Genomic DNA, 23,204 nt, shown 5'->3' on the forward strand with positions numbered 1-23,204 from the left:
ATCATTTGATTTGATACTTTCAGGCGAATGGCCTGCTGTTCAAAATGAAGATGTTGATTGCGGCATGTACCTGCATAAATATGATTTGAGCCAAGCATTTTACGTGTGCATTGGCAGGCATAAATCAATTGTGCTTGCTTGAGTTGTTCAAGCACTTCTTCGTAAATCTCTAAGCGATCTTTTTGAAAAATAATTTCGGCATCAGGTTCGAATTGAAATGCATCAATACAAGACAGAATATGCGTTTCACTATTTGGATAAATACGAGGGATGTCTGTATCTTCGATACGAACCAACCATTTACCATGATTGGCTTTAGCATCACAATAACTCGCGACGGCTGTTAGCAGCGAGCCAAAATGCAAAGGGCCGGTTGGCGATGGCGCAAACCGACCCACATATGAGCAGCGATTAAGCAAAGCATCGCTTTGACACTGCGCAAGAGCGAAACTGTGCTTCGCTTCATGGCTTAACACGCTTGTCAAAAATTATCCGTTGTTTTGCTTTTCTTTGATTTCAGCCAAAGTTTTGCAATCGATACATTGAGTTGCTGTTGGTCGAGCTTCTAAGCGACGCAAACCAATTTCGATACCACAGGTTTCGCAGAAACCATAATCACCGCTTTGAATTGTTTCAAGAGATTGTTCGATTTTACGAATAAGTTTGCGCTCACGATCACGTGTACGTAGCTCAATCGCAAACTCTTCTTCTTGAGTTGCTCGGTCATTGACATCAGGTAGTGCACTTGATTCATCTTGCATTGTATTCAATGTGCGATCAACTTCAGACATTAACTCAGCTTTCCATGCATTTAGGATTTGGCGGAAATGCTCAAGTTGTCCATCAGACATGTATTCTTCATTTTTTTTCGGCTGATAAGGTTCGATTCCAAACAAGCTAGCAGTTGTACCGCCTTCAGAAGCTTTTGGTTTGGTTTTGCGTACACGTTTTACAGTCGATTTTTGATCGTCGATCACTGCTGTCTGTTCGTCCAAGACTTGATTTTGGTTGTCATTCGCCATATAGGGCATTCCTCATCATACACGTACTATCTATACGCAAAAAATATGGTGATATGCAAGTGTTTTTATAGAAACCGAAGATGGTTTTTCCCATCAAGGGTCGACATCATATAGAGTTTTTGAGCAAGATGGTAGTCATTCCTGTCTAGATTTAGTGAGAAATCTAGGATGTGATTTGTAATCAAAAGTTTAGTCATAGCCTAAAACTTCAGAACTACTCATCCGCTGCGAATTTGACAGTCTATAGACTTGAGTTTCGATTTCACCATTGGATTTAAGTCGGATATAGCGATAACCAGGGTGTTCTTCGTCTAAAGCAAATTTGTCACTTTTTGGCTTAAACTGGATGCATGTCGAAGGTGTAGATAAGAATTCTACGCCTTGCCAAGTATTAATCGAATCCTGATGCACATGCCCACATACAATTGCTTTAACATTATTAAATGGCTCGATCGTCTCTAATAAATCAGAAGAATTTTTGAGTTTATGCTGATCAATCCAAGCTGATTGCATTGCAAATGGATGATGGTGACATGCAATAATCACATAACAATCTTTTAACTCAGTTAGTAATTGAGTGAGTTGCTGTAATTGAATGTCTGCAATTTTCCCATCGATACGTTCTGGTTGCGCGCTGTTTAATAAAATGATGCGCCAGTTACCTACTTCAACAACGGTCGGTTTGCTCGGTTCTGTTTCATGAAATGGAAAATAGGCTACATCGTCATGATTTCCCGGCGTATGAAAAAATGGAATTCCCAAGGTATTCATATGTTCGAGATAACGATGGTACGTCACAGGTGTTGGATTTTGTGCTAAATCACCAGTATGGACGATTAGGTCAATTTTAGAGTGCTGTTGGCGCATCAAGTCGATTACTGCACGGAAACTTTGCTCAGGTTGCATCCCGACAAATTCCAAATGCGGATACTCTAATAAGTGTGTATCGGTAATCTGTACCATCACAAAATCTTTTTGTGATAATGTTGAGACTTGAAAAGTCACAGTCTTACCCCCTTCAGATTTTTATCGTTGTTGTAAATGTTGAGCAAGCCACTGTAATGCCATGATCACAGGTGCATTTCTCAAACGCCCGTTTTTTAATAAGAGTGTTAACTCAGAATAATCAAATAAATGAAGTTGAATATTTTCGCCTTCATCTGGCATACCAAAGATTCCACCTGTTAAAGGTAGATCTACTTCTGCCACATAGAGATGAAAGAATTCTGAACATGCGCCAGCAGAAGGGTAGAAGCTAAATAAATGTTGTAATTCTTTTATTTCACAACCTGATTCTTCTAAACTTTCACGGCGAATACATGTTTCAGGAGATTCATCTCCATCAAGTACACCAGCAATCACTTCAAGTTGCCATGCTGATTCAACGTCATTTAACGCACCAATACGAAATTGCTCTATCAATGCAAAGCGCTGTTGTTGATCATCATATAATAAAACGCCAGCGGCTTCTGGACGATGTACAAGTTCACGTTGAATCAAAGGTGAATAATCCGAGCGATTAAATAATCGATGTCGAATATTCACTTTCTCAACTTGAATGAATCCTCGAAATAAAAACTCTCGAGATTCTATCGTAACGTCGGATGCTGAATAGCTGGCGTGGTCAAGAATGGTCATCTTCAATCAGGATGAGATTGTACATATCTCATCCTAACCGAGAATGATTCGCGGGAAAATCTTTTTTTAGTCGATTTACACTTTGTGGTACAGTTTTTGACCATGTTCCTGATAAGCGGTTTTCATGGCATTGAGACCTGCTTCAACATCTGTTTCTGCATCATTTGACTGCTTGGCATTGTGTTGATTTTGAGCATAATCTCGCACATTTTGTGTGATTTTCATCGAGCAGAATTTAGGTCCACACATTGAACAGAAATGCGCTGATTTATGTGCTTCTTTCGGAAGTGTTTCATCATGCATACTGCGTGCTGTATCAGGATCTAAGCTCAGATTGAACTGATCATCCCAGCGGAATTCAAAACGTGCTTTAGATAAAGCATTGTCACGAACTTGAGCACCCGGATGACCTTTGGCTAAGTCGGCTGCATGAGCTGCAATTTTATAAGTAATGATGCCATCTTTAACATCTTTCTTATTTGGTAAACCTAAGTGCTCTTTCGGCGTGACATAGCAAAGCATCGCTGTGCCATACCAGCCAATCATCGCAGCACCGATCGCAGAGGTAATATGGTCATAACCCGGAGCGATATCTGTAGTGAGTGGTCCAAGCGTATAGAACGGCGCTTCTTTACAGACTTCAAGTTGTAGATCCATATTTTCTTTGATCATATGCATTGGCACATGTCCCGGACCCTCGATCATCACTTGGACATCATGTTCCCAAGCACGATGTGTCAATTCGCCCAGCGTTTTAAGTTCACTAAATTGTGCTTCATCATTGGCATCTTGAACACAACCTGGGCGTAACCCATCGCCTAAGCTAAATGACACATCATAAGCTTTCATGATTTCACAAATTTCGTCGAAATGCGTGTAGAGGAAGTTTTCTTCATGATGCGCTAAGCACCATTGTGCCATGATTGAACCACCGCGAGACACGATGCCAGTGAGGCGATTCGCGGTCATTGGTACATAACGAAGTAAAACGCCAGCATGGATCGTAAAATAGTCTACGCCTTGCTCGGCTTGCTCAATCAACGTGTCTTTAAAGATTTCCCATGTGAGATCTTCAGCAACGCCATCGACTTTTTCTAAAGCTTGATAAATCGGAACCGTACCAATTGGAACTGGAGAGTTGCGGATAATCCATTCACGTGTTTCATGAATATTCTTGCCCGTCGATAAATCCATAATGGTGTCGGCGCCCCAACGGGTTGCCCATGTCATTTTAGAAACCTCTTCATCAATCGAAGAGCCAAGTGCTGAGTTACCAATATTGGCATTAATTTTGACCAAGAAATTGCGACCAATAATCATTGGTTCACATTCTGGATGGTTAATATTGGCAGGAATAATGGCACGACCCGCAGCAACTTCTTGACGGACAAATTCAGGCGTAATCTCTTTTAGATTTTGCGCACCGAAGTTTTGACCTTCATGTTGACGCATATCTACACCTTCAGATTGGCGCTGATTTTCACGAATCGCAATATATTCCATTTCAGGTGTGATGATACCTTGTTTGGCATAGTGCATTTGCGTGACATTCTTTCCAGCTTTGGCGCGGCGAGGATTTTGAATATGTGCAAAGCGAATGTCTGCGGTACGAATATCTTTTAAACGCGCTTGACCAAATTCAGAGCTTAAGCCTGTCAGTACATCGGTATCTTGACGTTCTTCGATCCATGTTTGGCGCACAGAAGGTAAGCCTTTATTAAGGTCGATTTCGATGCTTGGGTCAGTATAGACACCAGAGGTGTCATAGACCATCACAGGTGGATTATGTTCACCGCCTAAGCCTGTTGGTGTTTCAGTCAAACTAATTTCACGAAACGGAACTTGGATGTCAGGGCGAGAACCTTCAACATACACTTTGCGCGAAGCAGGTAATATACGGGTTAAATCTTTAGCGTCTTGCTCATGTTGAGCAGAAATATCAGCAGGGGAACGATTCGTTAATTGGTTCATGGCATGATCCTTATGTATGGCATTAACGAATCAAGCACGACCAAAAACAATGGCGGATTTATCTCTATGATAAATAAAGGCTAAGTTTTTTGTTGGGCTTGATTCCTACGCAGGTGTTAACCTGATCAGGTTCAACGGTACTCATCTTTAAATCCAGAGGTGTGACCTCAGTATTAAGACAATCTCAGCAGTTTGTTAACTGCGCTCCGTCAAGCAATGTCCAAAGCTTAGCAGATTTAAAAAAAAATGCTTGTTTAATTCTCGTCAAATTTGAATGCAAATCGCATCAACGTGACAGTCTTTTTGACGCTCCTTTTCCCAAGGTGAGGAAAGCTGCAATAACGATTTTAATTGCTCATATGGATTGGGTGTTTCATTGCTCTCACTTGTTGCTGAAGCCTCATGAATGTCTGAGTCACTGACAATTTGAAACTTCTCAGATCGCTGCTCTATTGGTGTCGCGATAAAATCCAAGAATTTTTGTGCAGTAGAAGCAAGGTTGGTGTCTGTGCGTTTTGCTAAGGCTTTAATTGAGGCTAAGGCGTCTGGATCAATCCATGTATTTGGAGCAAACTCATCCGAAACAGGGCTATTGTCTACTCCTAGAAAGATCAGGTAACGATACTCGTCTAGTAAACTTTGAGCATCTGTTTTGAATTTAGCGTTTGGATATTGTTTTAAGTAGTTTTCCCAAAACAATGCTCGATTCACTAATTCATTCCAAGAAATAGTTAATGCAGCATCGTTGTAGAGAATATCTTGGTTATCCTTTGCCATTTGTTTGACAAAGCGCTGTTGGTCTATAGGTAAAGCGGGAGCGAAAATATCAAGGATATATTGAGGCTGTCTTCGATATTCAAAAACACCTTCACCAATATATTGAAACTCAATATAGGCTTGACCTTGATGTTTGAGTAAATATTGATCTCTCTTTGCTAATTTTTTAAATATCTCCTGACTGCCCACTTGGATTGTTGATGTGCGACGGTCTGGATGATTATTTTCGTTATCTAAAATGCTATATGAGTACTCTGAAAGCGCATCCAAACTTTTCGCATCTGTATCCGCATCTAAGAAACGTTTGTACATTTTTGTTGAATCATCTAACCATTTTAATTGTTGTGTATTATCAGCTTGAGTCATGCATTTCTTTAATTGAGTATTGACCTGAGTGAGTGATTCAACGGTACTGCTACGGCCAATCTTTTCAATATTTTGGCTCAAACTTTGACATTCATGATTTGTTGATTTGCTTTTAACTGAAGGTTGCTTTTGTTGTTGCTCGTTTTCAATAGCATTTTGGGGTGTTTTCTGACATCCTGTGATGAAGACGGTGCATAACAAACATATGTTGAAAATACGCATCATAAAGTTCTTTATCTATTTCTATATTGTTGTGTTGACGTGATTATAATGACAAGTTTATAAACATGAAATCTAGTGATTGATTGTCATAAAACTTTCATCATTATTATGTTTTAATCACCAATCATTTTTCCATGTGTCTAGTGGAGGCATACTGTGAGTCCAAGTAATCCTGTGTTAAGTCACCATATTTCTTCACAATTTAATGAAGACTTACAAGCTGTGCATACTAAATTTATGACAATGGGGGGATTGGTTGAACAGCAGGTTGCCAATGCAATTCATTCTTTACTCGATACAGATGCAAATTTAGCAATTGATGTTCAATTTAAAGATAATACGGTCAATCAATATGAACGTGATATTGATGAGGGTTTGACTTTAATTTTGGCACGTCGTCATCCAGCAGCAATCGATTTGCGTATGGTCATTGCGATGAGCAAAGCCAATACCGATTTAGAGCGTATTGGCGATGAAGCTGCAAAAATTGCACGTATTGCACAAAACCTTTGTGAGGAAGGTGAGTCTCCTCGTGGTTATATGGAAACGCGTCATATTGGCAACCAAGTCCGTGTCATGATCCATGATGCATTAGATGCCTTTGCTCGTTTAGATGTGGATCAAGCGCTCAAAGTTGTTATGGCGGATGCTGATATTGACCGTGAATATCAATCTGCAACACGCACGTTGATGACCTATATGATTGAAGATCCTCGCCATATTTCGCGTGTGATGAATGTGATGTGGGTGTTGCGTGCACTTGAGCGTGTTGGTGATCATGCTCGCAATATCTCTGAACAAGTCATTTATATGGCGAAAGGGATGGATGTTCGTCATACCAGCATTGAAGAGATTGAGCAGAAAGTAAATCAAAAATAATTGGAATATGAAAATAATATCGAGCCGTAGATTATTCTGCGGCTTTTTTTGTTGGTAAATTTAAAATAAAAAAATCCCAGACTTCGGGGGAAAAGTCTGGGAGAGAAATATCATGCATTACGTGAGATATCGGTGTATCTCTTTGTCTTTCTGAATACAAATATAGATCGAGTTGATTTAGGTGTCATGTAGACAAGTGTGTATACTCTGTAATGCTTTATTACTAGTGTAAATATCACGTAAAAAGAGAGCTGAGAAACAGCTCTCTTTTTATCAATAAAATTAGACTAAGTGCTTATTTTTGCTCAGTCCAACCTTCTGCTTTCTCAATGCTTTCATCATTGTTGAAGAATTTCTCACGTTGCTCTTCAAGGAATTTTTTTGCATCAGGTTCAAATACATTTAAGCGTTTTTCATTGATGAGCGTGGTTTGGTGTTTTAACCATTCCTGCCAAGCCTGTTTCGAAACGGTCTCAAAAAGCTCTTGACCCTTTGCTCCTGGAAAAGGTGCAAAATCTAAGCCCTCTAATTCTTTTTGATACTTACGGCAAAATACTTGTCTAGTCATCATAAATCCTTAAGCGTATAGCTGTTCTAGGCGAGTGTGTGCACGAGCGATTGCAGCTTCAACTTGTTTAGGTGCAGTGCCACCGATGTGATCACGCGCATTCACAGAAGCTTCTAAGGTGAGTGCTTTATCGAACACATCTGCTGTAATGAGATCAGAGAACTGTTGAAGCTGTTCAAGTGTTAATTCAGATAAATCTTTCTCTTCGGCAACACCGAGCGCAACTGCTTTACCTACGATTTCATGTGCATCACGGAAAGCAACACCTTTCTTCACAAGATAGTCAGCAAGGTCTGTTGCTGTTGAGAAACCACGTAATGCAGCTTCACGCATAATTTCAATATTTGGTACTAATGCTGGCACCATGTCGGCAAATGCCATCAATGAACCACGTACAGTATCAATTGCATCGAATAGTGGCTCTTTGTCTTCTTGGTTGTCTTTGTTGTATGCCAAAGGCTGACCTTTCATGAGTGTCAGTAAGCTAATTAAATCACCAAAAACACGACCAGATTTACCACGTACTAACTCAGGAACGTCTGGGTTTTTCTTCTGTGGCATGATTGATGAGCCAGTACAGAAACGATCAGGAATGTTGATAAATTTGAACTGTGCTGAAGTCCATAAAATGAGCTCTTCAGACATACGTGATAAATGCATCATGATTAACGATGCAGCTGCATTAAATTCAATTGCAAAGTCACGATCAGAAACTGCATCTAATGAGTTTTCTGAAACAGCTTCAAAGCCTAAAAGTTCTGCGGTATAGGCACGATCAATCGGGTAGGTTGTGCCTGCTAAAGCTGCTGAGCCGAGAGGCATACGATTGACACGTTTGCGACAGTCTTGTAAGCGCTCAGTATCACGTACCAGCATTTCAAACCAAGCTAATAAGTGATGACCAAAAGTGACAGGCTGAGCTGTTTGTAAATGCGTAAAGCCAGGCATGATAGTATTGGTATTTTGGCTTGCTAAGCTGAGAAGGCCTTTTTGTAAACGTAGCAGCAAACCTAAAATGTCATCAATTTCATCACGTAGATATAAGCGAATATCTGTTGCAACTTGGTCATTGCGGCTACGGCCTGTGTGGAGTTTTTTACCTGTAATGCCAATACGTTGAGTTAGACGAGACTCAATGTTCATGTGCACGTCTTCTAGGTCAATGCGCCATTCAAAGTTACCCGCTTCAATTTCTGCTTTAATCGTCGTTAACCCTTGAATGATGTCATCACGTTCAGCTTCAGCAAGTACACCGACTTTAGCGAGCATCGTTGCATGTGCAATTGAACCAGCAATATCTTGTTTATAAAAACGTTGGTCAAATTGCACAGATGCTGTAAATTCTGCAACAAAAGCATCTGTTGCTTCAGAGAAGCGACCGCCCCACATACCAGAGGTTTGATTAGGGCTTGCTGAAGATGAGGATTGAGAAGATGTGGTCATGGCGGCTCAGTAAAATAAAAAAGAGTATAGCAAATCCAAACGCAGTTGCCGAAACTCGACGTAAGAAGTTATCGCAATCTCGTCAGATGAATTCATCAGGGTCTTATTTTTTTACGAAAATTGGCCAATGGCAACACTTATTAGAATTAATTGTTGCAAGTAACGTTTTAGCGATGGTTTTAGCGCTTGCAGAAGCACGCTCGTGGGAAGCGTTAGAATGGCTTCGATTTTTACAATTCATGTTTTTTATTAACTGGGTGATTTTATCTTTTTCTGCGCTTGTGGATTATTTCCAAGAATTTTTTGCCAAATTTAGCCAGAAAGTTGCATTAACACTTGGTTTTCTTTTACTTCAGATGATTGTGTTATTTACCACTTGTGCGGTGAATATTATTCAATTTTGGGCGACACGTTCGAGTCAGTTCTCTGAAGAAATTCTGTTTCATGGCGCGAGCTTGCATTTGGGATATGGAGTCTTGCTAGGTGCATTCTGTTTGCGCTATTTATATATGCGGGAACAATGGCTTAACCAGCAGTATAGTGAGCTGAATGCGCGTATTCAGGCAATGCAGGCCAGAATCCATCCACATTTTTTATTTAATAGTTTAAATAGTGTGGTGAGTTTGATCGCGATTGATCCTGATAAAGCCGAAAATATGCTAATCAATTTATCGCGGTTATTTAGAGCGAGTTTTCAAGAGCTGAAATTGGTGAGTTTGAATGAGGAAATGGATCTCTGTCAGCAGTATTTAAGTATAGAAAAAATGCGTTTGGGTGAGCGTTTAAATGTAGAATGGAACATACAAGCGACACCAATTGAATTAAAACGGGTGACGATTCCATTATTAACGTTGCAACCTTTGCTAGAGAATAGTATTTTTCATGGGGTGGAATCGGTTTTGCAGCCATCTACAATCAGCGTATTGGTTGAAATATTGCAAAATCAAGTCAGTATAGTCATTACTAACCCTTATTCTCACGATAAAATAAAATCGAGAAAAGGGAATGGTATTGCGATAGAAAATGTGGAACAACGCTTGAAAGCTTATTATGGGCGGTCGGTGAAGTTTCAGGTCTATGGGGGAGCGTCCTTATATACGACTGTGGTGAGTTACCACTATCGAGTAAAATAATAAGTCGAGTTAACCATAAAAAATATGGATGAAGTTAACGGTGACAAGGAGGAGAGGATGAAAGTTCTGATTGCTGATGATGAACCTCTCGCAGTAGAGCGTTTGTCACGTTTAGTGACCCAAATGGGGCATGAAGTGATTGCGACGGCGCATCATGGGCAGGATGTGTTAAATCATATTGAAAACGACTCGCCCGATGTCGTTTTATTAGATATTCAAATGCCAGGGATGAATGGTTTGGAATGTGCTGAACAACTCAGCCGTTTAAATCCGCGTCCAGCAATTATTTTTTGCACGGCATATGATCAACATGCATTGGAAGCATTTAAATTTCAAGCACAAGGATATTTGCTTAAACCTGTTGCACAACAAGACTTACAGCAGGTTTTTAATAATTTAACTCAATTAACACAAGCACAAATGACTGGTTTACAACAACAAGACGATATGTACGATACCAAAGCCCAACGCCATCAAATTGCTGCGAAAACTTATCGCGGGGTCGAACTCATTCCACTAGAAAATGTTTATTATTTTCTTGCTGATCAAAAATACGTTACGGTTCGCCATAAAAATGGCAGCGTATTAATTGATGAGACGTTAAAAGACTTAGAGCTTGAATTTTCGGATCGTTTTATTCGGATTCACCGTAATGCACTCGTTTCTTTAGATTATTTGGAAGGACTGGAGTTGGTTGCCGCGGGGCAATATCAAGTACGGTTACGAGAACTTGATGAGCGCTTGTCGGTGAGCCGTCGCCATTTGCCGAGTCTACGAGAGTGTATGCATCAGTTGTAATCAGGCAGTTTTCTGTAGGATAGCGCACACTTTGTGATTTTTTGCTTGCAATTTTAGATGAGCAAGTTAAGTTTGGAACAATTGCTTTGATCAATACTTAACTTAGATTTATGAAAACCCTAAAAATTGCAACTCGACAAAGCCCGCTTGCTCTTTGGCAGGCCGAGCATATTCGTTCTCGTTTAAATGCGCTTTATCCAGATTTAACGGTTGAATTGGTTAAGTTTGTGACGCAGGGTGACAAAATTCTTGATACGCCCTTAGCTAAAATTGGCGGCAAGGGTTTATTTGTAAAAGAGCTAGAGGCTGCTTTACTCGATGGGCGTGCTGATTTGGCTGTACATTCGATGAAAGATGTGCCGATGCACTTGCCTGAAGGTTTAAGTTTGGCAGTGATCTGCGAGCGTGAAGATCCCTTAGATGCTTTTGTATCAAACCAATATCAGCATTTTGATGAATTACCGCAAGGTGCCAAAGTTGGGACTTCAAGTTTGCGCCGTAAATGTCAGATTTTACAGCAACGTCCTGATTTAGAGATTATTGATCTGCGTGGGAATGTTGGCACACGTTTATCGAAACTAGATGATGGTCTGTATGATGCGATTATTTTAGCAAGTGCAGGTTTAAAGCGTCTAGGATTAGAAGATCGTATTCGTCACTGTTTAACACCAGTAGTAAGTTTACCTGCGGTCGGACAAGGTGCATTGGGTCTAGAATGCCGTACAAATGATGATGAATTATTAAAGCTTATCCAACCTTTACAACACGAAGAAACCTCGATTTGTGTGCGTGCTGAACGTGCATTCAATGCCTATTTAGAAGGCGGATGCCAAGTCCCAATCGCGGGTTATGCGACTTTGCAAAATAATCAGTTGAAAATCGAAGGGCGTGTGGGTAGTGTTGATGGTAAAACGCTACTGAAAGAACAGTTAGATGGCACAGCGGGAAATGCTGAACAACTGGGTGTTCAGCTCGCACAACGATTATTAGAGCAAGGTGCTGGCGAACTGCTCAAAGCGCTTTATTAATGTTATTTATCAATACTCGCCCACAAGATAGAGCCTCTACATTAACAGAGGCTCTTGTTGATGCGGGGTATCAGGTTGCAACATTACCATTGCTTGAGCTAAAGGCTGAGCCATTTTCTTTCGAATTGCAGCAGCTTTATCAGCAGCTTAGACAAACTCAAGTGATTGTTGTAGTAAGCCCTACTGCCGTTGAGGTTGGAATCCGATATCTACAACAAGCAAATATTGATTTGGCACAGTTAACACATATTCAGTGGATTGCTGTGGGGCAAGCAACCGCACAGGCATTGGCAAAATTTAAAATAGAAAGTTTTGTTCCTAAGGTAGAAAGTTCTGAAGGAATGCTGGATTTACCAATTTTAAAGCAACAAGATCACCTTAAACAGATTGCTTTTTGGCGTGGTTTGGGTGGACGACAATTCATGATGCAGCAATTACAGCAACAAGGAATTTCAGTTCTCAATTTTGTGCTTTATCGCCGTCAGTGTCCTGAATTAAGTGTTCTAAAATTTTCTACAATTTTAAAAAATATTGAATCTCATCAGCAGGTTGCTGTGTTGATTAGTAGTGAAGCCAGTTGGAACAATTGGCAACAATTAACCTCACAAAATCAAGTAGAAGCAGAGTGGATCTATTTGACGCTTGGTGAGCGACTGACACAGTTATTAACACATTCACAAGTATTGTTAAATCAAGCAAGTAACATTATTCAGCTTGAAAACTTATCTGCATCAGAGATTATTCACCGTATGCGTTGCTGGCAAGGAAAGGTATGAGAAAAATTGTTTATTTGATTCTATTACTAAGTTTATTGTGGTTAGCAAAACTTAGTTATGATGTCGCTCAATATTCTCAAACAACACCTGAATTACAACAGCAACTTGCCCAAACTGAGCAACGTTATTCCTTACTCAATGATCAATTTGTTGCTTTACAGCGCCAAATGCAGAGTGGACGCGCTGCAGAACCTGTTGAAAATAGTATTCCACCTCCGATGATGGTGGTGGGTGTTGCACCTGTTATTTTAATTAAGCAACATTTAGAGTTGGTTCAGTTTGCTATTGATCAACAACAGTTTATTTATGCGCTAGAGCATCTCAATCAATTACAACAACAAATTGTTCAATACAATGTAGCTCCTGCTCTACAACAAAGTTTAATGAAAGCGATAGAGCAAGATCGACTTGCCATTCAGCAATATGTTTTATCTCAAACGCAGCAACAGCAGCAGTTAGATAACTTATTGCGGCAATTAGATCAGCGTTTACAAGCTGAAATTGATAATCCAACCGTACAAAAAGTCAAAATTGAAAATCGCGCTTGGTGGAAGTGGTTTAGTTTTGAAAAAGTACAACGTGTCGCACCAGATTTAATTAATCGCTCAATTATTTTAAAAGAAGCACAGTTACGTTTATTGTTGGCGTCTCAAGCTTTACATCACAATCAGATGTCTGAATATCGAAAATCTATTTTAGAGGTTATGCAGATATTGGCGGATCTGCCTGATCGAGATAGTCAGCAAATGAAAATGAAATTGGAAAAAATTTCAAATTTGCCTACCGTACCTGCACCAAAACTTACAACACTTGGTTTGCTTGGATAAATAACGATGAAACATTTATTGCTGATCTATTTATTTGCAACATTGTTGATATTCGCAGCTTTTGCTGTACTGAGTTTTGGTTACGGAAATGGTTATGTTTATATCTATTGGCGAGATTGGCAATTTCAAAGTAGTGCTCTGGGACTGATTGCGCTCTTTATCTTGATTAGTTTATTAGTTCAATTAGGTTGGCTATTTGCTAAGCGTTACTTTGTAAGAGAGCAACGCAAAAAAGAGACTGTTTTAAATTTCAAAGAACTTCACCCTTATGAGCAATTGGGTATTGTTTGGCTACTAGATGCGGCTAAAGATCAACAAGTCTTTATTGAGCGCGTTTTTGCTCAGTCAGGCTTGCTGAGTAATATTATTGACGCACAGTTTGATTATAGAAATGGTGATTTTGATACGGCCTTACAAAGTCTCGATAAATCAGCACCGATGGCATTTGAATTGGCTGAATTGTTACGAATAGATATTTTTTTAGAACGGCTAGAAACTGAAAAAGCGCTGACGCATCTTGAATTTTTATCTCAGCATCAACTTTCGCCTTGGTTAACCGAGATTGAAAATGCATATCAACAGCGGATTACTGCATTATGGGGGAAATTAGCCTTACAAAAACCTTGGGTGTTTTTACAGACAACACAGTATGGTTTGTTAGATGCAGAGCATCGTGACCTGTGGTTGCAGCAACTATTAATTCAGTTTGAACAGGCTTCAGTGGATGATTTAGCATTGCTACAACAGCGTTATTTAGCATTGCAATCAGAGATTCAGCTTCGCCCATACAGCAGTAAAGTATTATGGCTAAAACTGTTGGCACGTATGCCTGAAATGGGGCTTCAGCATGCTGATCTGGCTTTACATTTATTACAAGAGCATTTTGACCCAGAAGTCTTTTATCTTTGGTTCCAGCAGCAGTTATTAAAACAAATTCCAGATTATGCCTATGTTGAACAACGCATTCTTCAGCTTGAACAAAAATATACCAGTGTTCCGATGCTAACATTTGCTAAATGGCATATTTATATGGCAACTGAGCGTAAATCTGAGGCAGAGCAGCTATTGGTTTTATATCCAGATAATATTCTAATGGGTTATCTGCGGATTAAATCAACCCTAGGTGATAATCCTGATTTAATCAGGCAGTTGAATTTAATCTTTGAAAATGATGTTAATTTTCTTAATTTTAAGATATGAGTGTAAATATGAAAGAGCTGTCTGTCTATCCTGTTGTTCATGAGCAAACTGTTGCTTGGGGTGATATGGATGCTTTTGGACATGTAAATAATGTACAGTATTATCGTTATATTGAAAGTGCTCGAATTGCTTATTTAATGGCTTTAAATATATTCGATCAAGATATATTGACAGTTGTGGCATCCAGTCAATGTAAATATCTGAGTCCTGTATTTTATCCCGATGTGCTACATATTGGTGCGAGAATTGAAGAGTTAAGAAATAGTGCATTTCGTATGCATTATGTTTTGTGGAGTAAAATGCAAAACCAAGTCGTTGCCACAGGCGAAGCAGTCCTTGTCTGTGTTTCTAAGCATGATTCGAAGAAAGTTAATATTCCTGATTTAATCCGAAACAAGATTATTCAACTCGAATCTAATGTTGGGCATCATCTAGTATCTCATTAATAATTATAAAGACTATTATGTCTATTTGGGTGTGTATATAGCGAAGGTTTATGCAGTTGTTATTGGTTGTGAATGAAAATCATAGCAACTGTATAAATTATCCAATAGGTAAAATATTTCACAAAAATTAAGATTTAATTAATCTTTATAATAACTAAGTGTTAAATTTTTTTATTATAGTTTTTAAGATGAATTAAATATTTTGACTCGAATATAGGATTTTTCTTAGCTTTATTGTAAATATAAGCTGATTTATCACGGTGTTGTGATTAAGTTGACTATTTTAATATTGATTATTTAATTGCATATAAATTAATATTGAATTGAATTTTTAATTCATTTTTTATTTTTGAGTGATATATCCTTTTTTGAGTTGGAGTGGTTCTAATGAAACCAGATATTAGTGATTTGTCTGTTGAAGATCTAAAACGTTTACAAGCAGAAGCAGAAGCTTTAATTGCGAGTAAAAAAGATCAGGCAATCGAAGATGCTTATAATCAAATTATCGCGATTGCTGAAAAAGTTGGCTTTAGCGTAGAAGAGTTATTGGAAGTTGGCGAGCAAAAGCGTAAGAAAACAACACGTAAAGCTGTAGAGCCACGCTATCGCAATAAAAATAATACTGAAGAAACTTGGACTGGTCGTGGTAAGCAACCACGTTGGTTAGTTGCAGAATTAGAAAAAGGTGCAAAACTTGAAGATTTCTTAATCTAATCAAGTTTGAAAGTCATCGTTTTGTCATACGATGATTTTATTCTTCAGTAAAAGCCAGGCTTAAAAAGCTTGGTTTTTTTATATGAGAGAATTGGCGATGTTGAAAAAGTATGCATAATGTCATTTACGGAGCGAGAGTCTCAACACGGATGATATTTTGCATGTTGGTAAGGGTGGAATGAAAAAAAAGACCAAGCAATGGAGATGGTGGCTTTTCGCCATTTTTGCATTTTTAATTTTTATTATTTTACAAATTCCAGCGACATGGTTAATTGCGAAATTTTCAAAAGATAATCAAATATTACATAATGTCAGCGGCAACATTTGGCAAGGGCAGGCTGATTGGCAGCGCGGTCAATTGCGTGGTTCTGTACATTGGAAAACACGTCCTTTAGATTTGCTGTTATTGCGCCTTGGTGCCAACCTCGATATTCATAGTGGTAATACTCAATTCAATGGGGTTTTGGGCTATGGTCTAGGCCAGAAAATTATGGTTAAGGATTTACAAGGTGAAATTTCACCAGAAACCTTAAAATACTTTGCTAATTGGCAATGGCCAGAAAATGCAATTCAGTTAAAAGATGTGCAGTTGAATTATCAAAAAGAAAAAGGATTCAGTTCAACTGAAGGGCAGCTAAATTGGGGCGGTGGTGCATTGACTTATACATTCGGTCAGCGCCAAGATCGTATGAATATGCCTTTTCTAGTTGCTGAAATGAAAGATGAAAACGGGCAGTTACAAATTGATGTTCGTGATCAACGTAGCCAAAAAATGGCAAATCTCAGTTTAGATGCTAGTTTAATGTTGGATGTGCAACTTACCCAGCGAATGCTTCTTAACATTCCATCCTATCAAGGTAAAGCGGGTCTAGACACTTATGTAGTCAGTTCACGCCAACCGTTATTACAGGGTGGTTTCTAATGAAAGTTATCACTCAAAAAATGCAACAAATACGCTTACAGAAATTAGATAAGTTAAGTGGTCTTGTTCTCGCATTATTGATTTTATGGTTATGTTGGAAGCTCGCATCATTATTTTGGTGGGTGATCGCACCACCACAGCCGATGCAATTTGATCGAGTGCAATTAGGTTCACAGCAAGCTCAAGTTCCAAATATTAGTTCTTTTGCTTTATTTAACGAACCTGCAACAACCTCCGCGGATGATAATGCCAACTTGGAGCTGCAAGGAGTGTTGCTTGGTTATCCAAGTTATTTGTCTTCGGCGGTAATTAAGTTAAATGATATTGCAGAGCGCTATCGTGTAGGCGAAACAGTTGGCTCGACGTCTTATCAGTTGGCTGAGGTCTATTGGGATCATGTGATCTTGAGACAAGGTAATGGCGCAACGCGTGAAGTGAAATTTAAAGGCTTAGATAAAGGGTTATACCAACCAATCGCGCCAGTATTAGGTGGTACGAATAATGCAGCAGCACCACCTTATTCTGCACCTCAGCAAGCTACGCAAAATACACCGCAATCTGCTTTAGGTCAGGCCATCCAACAAATGCAGGAAAACCGTGAACAATACTTAAAAAATATGGGTGTGAGCGGTGGTGGTGCAGATGGCTATGAAATATCAGATCGTACACCAATCAGTTTAAAAAACACTTTGGGTTTACGTTCAGGTGATCGTATTCTATCGATCAACGGTCAAACAGTAGGGCAAGGACTCAGTGACGTACAATTACTAGAGCAAGTGCGTCGTGAAGGACATGCCAAAATAGAAATAAAACGTGGTGATCAAGTGATGACCATACAACAAAGTTTTTAGTGATGGAACGTCACCACATAAGTTAGGAATAAGTGCAGGTTATGGCTTTATTGAATCATCAACGTCCACTTTGGGCATTACTTGCTGCAGCGCCTTTAGTTGCGACAATCAGTACCAATGTGCAAGCACAGACATGGAAGATTAATCTACGTGATGCGGATTTGACGGCATTTATTAATGAAGTGGCTGACATTACGGGTAAAAACTTTGCGGTTGATCCACGCGTACGCGGAAATGTCACGGTTATTTCAAACAAGCCTTTAAATAAAGATGAAGTTTATGATCTTTTTTTAGGGGTGTTAAATGTCAATGGTGTGGTGGCACTCCCTTCTGGAAATACGGTTAAGCTTGTTCCTGACAGCAATGCAAAAAATTCGGGGATTCCGTACGATGCACGCAGTCGAGCGGGTGGTGATCAAATTGTTACGCGTGTTATTTGGTTAGAGAATACCAATCCGAATGATTTGATTCCTGCGTTACGTCCTTTGATGCCACAATTTGCACATTTGGCTGCTGTGGCTGGGACTAATGCATTAATTGTTTCAGATCGTGCAACCAATATCTATCAGCTTGAAAGTATTGTGCGTAATCTAGACGGCACTGGTCAAAATGATATTGAAGCGATTACTTTGCAATCGAGTCAGGCTGAGGAAATTATTGGCTTATAGGAAACAATGAGCGCAACAGGTGCTTCAAAAGATTTTATTGGTTCTCGTGTACGTGTGATCGCGGATAACCGTACCAACCGTATTTTGATTAAAGGTGACCCAAACTCACGTAAACGTTTACGTCACATGATTGAAATGTTGGATGTTCCTTCGGCTGATCGTTTAGGTGGACTCAAGGTCTTCCGTTTAAAATATGCGAGTGCGAAAAATTTAGCTGAAATTTTACAAGGCCTAGTAACAGGACAGTCAGTTTCATCGTCATCATCAAATAGTGGTAATTCCTCTTCTAGTAACTCAATTAACAATCTGATTTCAAATAATCAAAACTCTAGTTCTTCAACAGGTTCATCATCTTCTATTTCAACACCGTCGATTAATCTAAATGGTGGTTCGAATAACAATCAAAATAGTGGTGTCACAAGCTTTAATGGTGGTGGAGTAAGTATTATTGCGGATAGCACTCAAAATGCTTTGGTAGTGAAGGCTGATCCTCAGTTAATGCGAGAAATAGAAGCGGCTATTCAACAGTTGGATATTCGTCGTCAACAAGTTTTGATTGAGGCTGCAATTATTGAAGTAGCTGGTGATGATGCGGATCAATTGGGGGTTCAATGGGCATTAGGTGATATTAGTAGTGGTGTAGGCCTTATTAATTTTACCAATGTCGGGTCAAGTTTATCTAAGTTAGCTGCGGGTTATCTAACTGGTGGTGCAGCAGGTTTAGGCTCAGCGGTTGGTGCAGGGTCATCCATTGCGTTAGGTGATTATAAGGAAGGCGCAGATGGTTCACGTAAATTGTATGGTGCACTCATTCAAGCGTTAAAAAGCAATACCAAGTCAAATCTGCTTTCTACGCCATCAATTGTGACGATGGATAATGAAGAAGCCTATATTGTTGTCGGTCAAAACGTTCCCTTTGTTACAGGCTCTGTGACGACGAATAGTACTGGTGTGAACCCTTATACGACTGTTGAACGTAAAGATGTGGGGGTAACTTTAAAAGTTGTTCCTCATATTGGTGAAGGTGGATCGGTTCGTTTAGAGGTTGAGCAAGAAGTTTCTGCGGTTCAAGAAAGCCGTGGGCAAGCAACAGATTTGGTGACCAGTAAGCGAGCAATTAAAACAGCAGTTCTAGCAGATCATGGGCAGACCGTTGTGCTCGGTGGTTTGATTTCTGATAATACGGTCCAATCTCGACAAGGTGTTCCAGTTCTTAGTGATATTCCTTACTTGGGGCGATTATTTAGAGCGGATAGCAAGACGAATGAGAAGCGCAATTTACTTGTCTTTATCCATCCAACCATTGTGGGTGATGCGGATGATGTTCGACGTATTTCTCAACAACGTTATAATCAACTTTATAGCTTGCAGTTGGCAATGGATAAAAATGGTAACTTTGCTAAATTACCAGAAAATGTAAATGATATTTATCGCCAGCAACCTGCGGCAGCGAATAGTTCTCCTTATCAGAAAGTTCCAACAGCAACTCAGCAAAATCAATCTGGCGCTGTTTCAACGCCTGTAGCGGAAGATCGACCTGTTGTACAGCAAAAATCAGTTGCACTTCCTGTAAAGGAAACTGAACGCAGTAAAAATACGGTGACAACAACAACGATTCGTCCTGCTTCTTCACAGTAGATGCACAGAAGACCTTATGCGACAATGTTACAATTGCAAGAAATTATATAAGGATATGCATCTATGACTTGGAAATTACAAGCCATTACAGGTGAATTTACGGGGCAAGAAATTAGTGTTGAACGTGATATGTTGGTTGGGCGCCATCAGGATGCTGATTTGCTGCTGCAATCGGCAGATATATCACGTCGACATGCTGCATTGTTGCTAAAAGATCAGCAACTTTGGGTTCAGGATCTAAATTCTTCTAATGGAACATTTATTAATGATCTAAAAATTGAGCAAGAAACAGAGTTGAATGATGGTGATATTGTTCAATTTGCAAGCTTTATGTTTTCTGTTCTTGCACCAGTAAGTATTGCTGATTTACCTGAAATTGAAGCTGAGCCTGTGTCATCTTCGGCACACGATCAAGGAATGCCTAGTATTGCAGAACGTGCTGCAGAAACCTCGATTACTCGAGATGGTATGCCACAACAAGTGACAATACCAAAACCAGCGCCAATTCCAGAGGGTGTGGATGTCAAAGTCACTGCGCCTGAGCAACACCCAGTTGTGATTGAAGAGCCAGTTTCTCGTGTTGAACAAGAAAAAGAACAGCAAAAAAATGCTTCTGTAGGGTTAATTTCAATTATTGTGTTGGTGATTTTAGCTGTGATTGCATGGTTGTTCTTTAAATAATCGATCTAAGCTTTTACAATCAAAGGCATGCTATTTGAGCGTGCCTTTTGTTTTTGAGTGAAAATATGTCTGTTGCACAGTTACAATATCGCGATCTTATTTTATTTGATTTGGATGGAACTCTAGTTGATTCAGCTGCTGATTTATATCGATCAATGAATCTCAGCTTGGAGCAACTAGAATGGCCTTTGGTGACTGAATTACAAGTTCGAGAGTGGGTTGGTAAAGGCGCAGCAAAATTATGCGAAACAGTGCTTGAGCATTTATTTGGTCAAGTTGATGCACAAAAGCAAAAAAAATTACTCGATACTTTCTTGGATGTTTATGCACGTGAGCTATGTGTAAATACCACAATTTATGATGGTGTCTTAGCTTTCTTGGAGTACTGTCAAAGCCATAATATTTTAATGGCATGTGTGACTAACAAACCTGAGCACTTGGCTGAGGGGATCTTAGAAAGCTTAAAGCTCTCTTCTTTTTTTGAAATGGTGGTTGGTGGTGATACTTTGCCAGAGCGGAAACCACATCCGTTGCCTTTATTACATTGTATGCAGCAGCAAAATGTTGATAAGGCAGGCACATTAATGGTGGGTGATTCCAGTAATGACGTGGAAGCAGCTAGACGTGCAGGTATTGATTGTATTGTGGTTAGCTATGGCTATAATCATGGTGAAAACATCTATGACTGTCAGCCACAACAAGTTGTTGATAGTTTATTTGAATTGGTTGAAGAAGATCAAATAAGGAGAAAGGCATGAGCTTGGTTATGGTTTTTCGATGGCGAAATTAAAGCAAGATCGAATGAAAACGCAAAGAAACTTAACCATAGAGAATATTCATGACTTCACAAGCACAATTCGAACAGCTGAAATCAGCTGGATTCAATACGATTCCTGTTTATCGCCAGCGTTTGGCTGATACAGAAACACCGCTTTCAGTATTTGCCCGTTTTAAAGAACAGAAACAAGCCTATTTATTTGAATCTGTAGAGGGTGGTGAAAACTGGGCGCGTTACTCCATGATCGGTTTGGGTGAGTCGACCGTTTTTTCATGTAATGCTGGAGTTTTAACGATTCAGCAGGCAGATGGCACAGTAACAGAGCAGCCGTGTGCTGACCCATTTCAGTATATTCGTGAATTTCAAAGCCAGTTTAAAGTACCAACTCAAAAAGAAATTCCCGATTTACCGAGTTTTACTGGTGGTTTGGTAGGGTATTTGGGCTATGACGCTGTTCGTTATATTGAACCAAAACTCAAAAATGTTCCAACTGCTGATCCCGTGACACTCCCAGATTTGTGGTTAATGTTGTCTCAAACAGTCATCGTATTTGATAATTTAAAAGATACCTTGTTTTTAATTCATCATGCAGATGCTAAACAGCCAAATGCGTATGATCAAGCTCAGACTAAATTAGATCAACTTGAGCAATTGCTCGCAATCCCAGTGAGTTTGCAAGCTAAACCACATACCAAGCCGAACTTTGAGTCAATCACAGGGCACGAGAAGTTTCTTCAGACTGTGGAAAGGGTAAAAGAATATATTCGTGCTGGTGATGTCATGCAGGTGGTGCCTGGGCAACGTATGGTGTCTGATTTTGATGGTGAAGCGCTACAAGTATATCGTGCACTCCGCCATTTAAATCCATCGCCATATTTATTCTTGGTGCAAGGGCAAACCCTGACAGACCAAAAGCCATTTCATATTGTGGGTTCATCGCCAGAAATTTTATCTCGTATGGAAAATGGTATTGCAACCGTTCGTCCTTTGGCGGGAACGCGGCCTCGTGGTAAAACCAAGGAAGAAGACTTAGCTTTAGAACAGGACTTGCTGGCAGATGAAAAAGAAATTGCTGAACATCTTATGTTGATCGATCTTGGTCGTAATGACGTTGGGCGTGTTTCAAAGATTGGTAAAGTTCAAGTCACAGATCGAATGGTCATAGAACGTTATTCGCATGTCATGCATATTGTGTCGAATGTGCAAGGTGAAGTTCGAGATGATGTTGATGCTTTAGATGTATTTAAAGCAACATTCCCCGCAGGAACACTGTCTGGCGCTCCAAAAATTCGTGCAATGGAGATTATTGACGAAGTTGAGCCGGTAAAACGCGGTGTTTTTGGTGGCGCAGTTGGATATTTGGGTTGGCACGGTGAAATGGATATGTCGATTGCAATTCGAACCTGTGTCATTCGTGAAAATAAAGTCTATGTGCAAGCTGGCGCGGGACTAGTTGCTGACTCAAATCCTGAATCAGAGTGGAATGAGACCCAAATAAAAGCTCGTGCAGTGATCAAAGCGGTTGAATTATCGTCAAACGGGTTGATTTTATGAGTTTTTAAGGTTTTTTTTGAAAAAACCACTTGCATCGATTCAGAGTTTTGCTAAACTGCACACCGTTCCGATACGAAACGTACGAAATGCTAAGAAAGAGCCGGCATAGCTCAGTTGGTAGAGCAACTGACTTGTAATCAGTAGGTCCACAGTTCGAATCCGTGTGCCGGCACCATCTTAAAGTGTAGTGTGTGAATAGTAGAGGAAAGCGCTGAAATAAGTGCGACGTGGTGGGATTCCCGAGCGGCCAAAGGGGGCAGACTGTAACTCTGTTGCGAAAGCTTCGAAGGTTCGAATCCTTCCC

The 23,204-nt window shown here is 39.8% G+C and carries 22 protein-coding genes, 1 tRNA gene, 1 pseudogene and 1 riboswitch; of the genes and pseudogenes, 16 read left to right on the plus strand and 8 right to left on the minus strand.

Annotation, left to right across the window (positions count from 1 at the left end; translation table 11 throughout):
• The 6 genes from B4237_RS07115 to B4237_RS07140 form a co-directional block, all read right to left on the minus strand.
• On the minus strand, positions 1 to 476 hold a 476-nt coding region (locus B4237_RS07115), incomplete at its 3' end, for a glutamate--tRNA ligase family protein (RefSeq protein ID WP_414632344.1).
• A 12-nt stretch (positions 477 to 488) separates the two neighbouring features.
• Entirely contained in the window at positions 489 to 1,022 is a 534-nt protein-coding gene (gene dksA / locus B4237_RS07120; RefSeq protein WP_004876369.1) for an RNA polymerase-binding protein DksA, read from the minus strand.
• Between the two features lie 189 nt (positions 1,023 to 1,211).
• Positions 1,212 to 2,027 carry a 3',5'-cyclic-AMP phosphodiesterase gene (gene cpdA, locus B4237_RS07125; RefSeq protein ID WP_278595684.1) on the minus strand — a complete coding sequence of 272 codons (816 nt, stop codon included), beginning with the start codon at positions 2,025 to 2,027 and terminating at the stop codon, positions 1,212 to 1,214.
• 21 nt (positions 2,028 to 2,048) lie between these two features.
• Positions 2,049 to 2,660, minus strand: a complete 612-nt coding sequence (locus tag B4237_RS07130; RefSeq protein WP_004876374.1) for an NUDIX domain-containing protein — start codon at positions 2,658 to 2,660, stop codon at positions 2,049 to 2,051.
• A 75-nt stretch (positions 2,661 to 2,735) separates the two neighbouring features.
• The gene (gene thiC / locus B4237_RS07135) at positions 2,736 to 4,631 is read right to left on the minus strand and encodes a phosphomethylpyrimidine synthase ThiC (protein ID WP_278595685.1); all 1,896 of its coding nucleotides are present in this window, start codon (positions 4,629 to 4,631) and stop codon (positions 2,736 to 2,738) included.
• An 85-nt stretch (positions 4,632 to 4,716) separates the two neighbouring features.
• A riboswitch (TPP riboswitch) is annotated at positions 4,717 to 4,850 on the minus strand.
• Positions 4,851 to 4,895: 45 nt separating this feature from the next.
• Positions 4,896 to 5,855, minus strand: coding sequence for a hypothetical protein (locus tag B4237_RS07140; RefSeq protein ID WP_278595686.1), 960 nt, complete (start codon positions 5,853 to 5,855; stop codon positions 4,896 to 4,898).
• 297 nt (positions 5,856 to 6,152) lie between these two features.
• Between B4237_RS07140 and phoU the strand changes: the two genes are divergently transcribed.
• Positions 6,153 to 6,875, plus strand: coding sequence for a phosphate signaling complex protein PhoU (gene phoU, locus B4237_RS07145; RefSeq protein WP_004876380.1), 723 nt, complete (start codon positions 6,153 to 6,155; stop codon positions 6,873 to 6,875).
• 295 nt (positions 6,876 to 7,170) lie between these two features.
• Here the strand turns inward: phoU and B4237_RS07150 are convergent, their stop codons facing one another.
• Both B4237_RS07150 and argH read right to left on the minus strand, forming a co-directional pair.
• Positions 7,171 to 7,443, minus strand: coding sequence for an oxidative damage protection protein (locus B4237_RS07150; protein WP_278595696.1), 273 nt, complete (start codon positions 7,441 to 7,443; stop codon positions 7,171 to 7,173).
• Positions 7,444 to 7,452: 9 nt separating this feature from the next.
• A complete protein-coding gene (gene argH / locus B4237_RS07155) occupies positions 7,453 to 8,886 on the minus strand; it encodes an argininosuccinate lyase (protein WP_278595687.1) in 1,434 nt (477 codons plus the stop codon).
• Here argH and B4237_RS07160 point away from each other — a divergent pair.
• The 15 genes and pseudogenes from B4237_RS07160 to B4237_RS07230 all read left to right on the plus strand — a co-directional run bounded on the left by B4237_RS07160 (position 8,877) and on the right by B4237_RS07230 (position 23,075).
• On the plus strand, positions 8,877 to 10,019 hold the full coding sequence (locus B4237_RS07160; RefSeq protein ID WP_278595688.1) for a sensor histidine kinase: 1,143 nt from the start codon (positions 8,877 to 8,879) through the stop codon (positions 10,017 to 10,019). The genes argH and B4237_RS07160 overlap by 10 nt on opposite strands.
• Positions 10,020 to 10,076: 57 nt before the next feature.
• Positions 10,077 to 10,817, plus strand: a complete 741-nt coding sequence (locus B4237_RS07165) for a LytR/AlgR family response regulator transcription factor (RefSeq protein ID WP_007480181.1) — start codon at positions 10,077 to 10,079, stop codon at positions 10,815 to 10,817.
• A 110-nt stretch (positions 10,818 to 10,927) separates the two neighbouring features.
• A complete protein-coding gene (gene hemC / locus B4237_RS07170) occupies positions 10,928 to 11,845 on the plus strand; it encodes a hydroxymethylbilane synthase (protein ID WP_061517371.1) in 918 nt (305 codons plus the stop codon).
• A complete protein-coding gene (locus B4237_RS07175) occupies positions 11,845 to 12,621 on the plus strand; it encodes a uroporphyrinogen-III synthase (protein WP_061517370.1) in 777 nt (258 codons plus the stop codon). Before hemC ends, B4237_RS07175 begins: the two co-directional genes overlap by 1 nt.
• Positions 12,618 to 13,448: a hypothetical protein gene (locus B4237_RS07180; protein WP_061517369.1), complete on the plus strand. Its 831-nt coding sequence runs from the start codon at positions 12,618 to 12,620 to the stop codon at positions 13,446 to 13,448. The genes B4237_RS07175 and B4237_RS07180 overlap by 4 nt, the downstream gene beginning before the upstream one ends.
• A gap of 6 nt (positions 13,449 to 13,454) precedes the next feature.
• On the plus strand, positions 13,455 to 14,648 hold the full coding sequence (locus B4237_RS07185; RefSeq protein WP_061523846.1) for a hypothetical protein: 1,194 nt from the start codon (positions 13,455 to 13,457) through the stop codon (positions 14,646 to 14,648).
• Between the two features lie 8 nt (positions 14,649 to 14,656).
• Positions 14,657 to 15,094 carry an acyl-CoA thioesterase gene (locus tag B4237_RS07190; protein ID WP_061517367.1) on the plus strand — a complete coding sequence of 146 codons (438 nt, stop codon included), beginning with the start codon at positions 14,657 to 14,659 and terminating at the stop codon, positions 15,092 to 15,094.
• Between the two features lie 387 nt (positions 15,095 to 15,481).
• Complete coding sequence (locus B4237_RS07195; RefSeq protein WP_004876396.1) at positions 15,482 to 15,808, plus strand: H-NS family nucleoid-associated regulatory protein; 327 nt, start codon at positions 15,482 to 15,484, stop codon at positions 15,806 to 15,808.
• A gap of 178 nt (positions 15,809 to 15,986) precedes the next feature.
• Positions 15,987 to 16,730: a type II secretion system protein N gene (gene gspN, locus B4237_RS07200; RefSeq protein ID WP_061517366.1), complete on the plus strand. Its 744-nt coding sequence runs from the start codon at positions 15,987 to 15,989 to the stop codon at positions 16,728 to 16,730.
• Positions 16,730 to 17,581, plus strand: a complete 852-nt coding sequence (locus B4237_RS07205; protein ID WP_061517365.1) for a type II secretion system protein N — start codon at positions 16,730 to 16,732, stop codon at positions 17,579 to 17,581. Before gspN ends, B4237_RS07205 begins: the two co-directional genes overlap by 1 nt.
• Before the next feature lie 41 nt (positions 17,582 to 17,622).
• Positions 17,623 to 19,887, plus strand: a pseudogene (gspD, locus tag B4237_RS07210) (type II secretion system secretin GspD).
• Between the two features lie 63 nt (positions 19,888 to 19,950).
• On the plus strand, positions 19,951 to 20,568 hold the full coding sequence (locus tag B4237_RS07215; RefSeq protein ID WP_278595691.1) for an FHA domain-containing protein: 618 nt from the start codon (positions 19,951 to 19,953) through the stop codon (positions 20,566 to 20,568).
• A 65-nt stretch (positions 20,569 to 20,633) separates the two neighbouring features.
• Positions 20,634 to 21,326 carry a phosphoglycolate phosphatase gene (locus B4237_RS07220; RefSeq protein ID WP_278595692.1) on the plus strand — a complete coding sequence of 231 codons (693 nt, stop codon included), beginning with the start codon at positions 20,634 to 20,636 and terminating at the stop codon, positions 21,324 to 21,326.
• A gap of 80 nt (positions 21,327 to 21,406) precedes the next feature.
• Positions 21,407 to 22,900, plus strand: coding sequence for an anthranilate synthase component I (gene trpE / locus B4237_RS07225; protein WP_278595693.1), 1,494 nt, complete (start codon positions 21,407 to 21,409; stop codon positions 22,898 to 22,900).
• A 99-nt stretch (positions 22,901 to 22,999) separates the two neighbouring features.
• A tRNA-Thr gene (locus tag B4237_RS07230) sits at positions 23,000 to 23,075 on the plus strand.
• Positions 23,076 to 23,204 lie beyond the last annotated feature (129 nt).

The sequence above is a fragment of the Acinetobacter sp. UBA6526 genome (genome assembly GCF_002434875.1).
Taxonomy (GTDB): domain Bacteria; phylum Pseudomonadota; class Gammaproteobacteria; order Pseudomonadales; family Moraxellaceae; genus Acinetobacter; species Acinetobacter venetianus.

Excerpts from the sequence above, each read along its gene's own strand:
- dksA (WP_004876369.1), bottom strand. The coding sequence starts at position 1,022 with ATGGCGAATGACAACCAAAATCAAGTCTTGGACGAACAGACAGCAGTG.
- B4237_RS07130 (WP_004876374.1), bottom strand. The coding sequence starts at position 2,660 with ATGACCATTCTTGACCACGCCAGCTATTCAGCATCCGACGTTACGATA.
- thiC (WP_278595685.1), bottom strand. The coding sequence starts at position 4,631 with ATGAACCAATTAACGAATCGTTCCCCTGCTGATATTTCTGCTCAACAT.
- B4237_RS07150 (WP_278595696.1), bottom strand. The coding sequence starts at position 7,443 with ATGACTAGACAAGTATTTTGCCGTAAGTATCAAAAAGAATTAGAGGGC.
- B4237_RS07160 (WP_278595688.1), top strand. The coding sequence starts at position 8,877 with ATGTGGTCATGGCGGCTCAGTAAAATAAAAAAGAGTATAGCAAATCCA.
- argH (WP_278595687.1), bottom strand. The coding sequence starts at position 8,886 with ATGACCACATCTTCTCAATCCTCATCTTCAGCAAGCCCTAATCAAACC.
- B4237_RS07165 (WP_007480181.1), top strand. The coding sequence starts at position 10,077 with ATGAAAGTTCTGATTGCTGATGATGAACCTCTCGCAGTAGAGCGTTTG.
- hemC (WP_061517371.1), top strand. The coding sequence starts at position 10,928 with ATGAAAACCCTAAAAATTGCAACTCGACAAAGCCCGCTTGCTCTTTGG.
- B4237_RS07175 (WP_061517370.1), top strand. The coding sequence starts at position 11,845 with ATGTTATTTATCAATACTCGCCCACAAGATAGAGCCTCTACATTAACA.
- B4237_RS07180 (WP_061517369.1), top strand. The coding sequence starts at position 12,618 with ATGAGAAAAATTGTTTATTTGATTCTATTACTAAGTTTATTGTGGTTA.
- B4237_RS07185 (WP_061523846.1), top strand. The coding sequence starts at position 13,455 with ATGAAACATTTATTGCTGATCTATTTATTTGCAACATTGTTGATATTC.
- B4237_RS07190 (WP_061517367.1), top strand. The coding sequence starts at position 14,657 with ATGAAAGAGCTGTCTGTCTATCCTGTTGTTCATGAGCAAACTGTTGCT.
- B4237_RS07195 (WP_004876396.1), top strand. The coding sequence starts at position 15,482 with ATGAAACCAGATATTAGTGATTTGTCTGTTGAAGATCTAAAACGTTTA.
- gspN (WP_061517366.1), top strand. The coding sequence starts at position 15,987 with ATGAAAAAAAAGACCAAGCAATGGAGATGGTGGCTTTTCGCCATTTTT.
- B4237_RS07205 (WP_061517365.1), top strand. The coding sequence starts at position 16,730 with ATGAAAGTTATCACTCAAAAAATGCAACAAATACGCTTACAGAAATTA.
- B4237_RS07215 (WP_278595691.1), top strand. The coding sequence starts at position 19,951 with ATGACTTGGAAATTACAAGCCATTACAGGTGAATTTACGGGGCAAGAA.
- B4237_RS07220 (WP_278595692.1), top strand. The coding sequence starts at position 20,634 with ATGTCTGTTGCACAGTTACAATATCGCGATCTTATTTTATTTGATTTG.
- trpE (WP_278595693.1), top strand. The coding sequence starts at position 21,407 with ATGACTTCACAAGCACAATTCGAACAGCTGAAATCAGCTGGATTCAAT.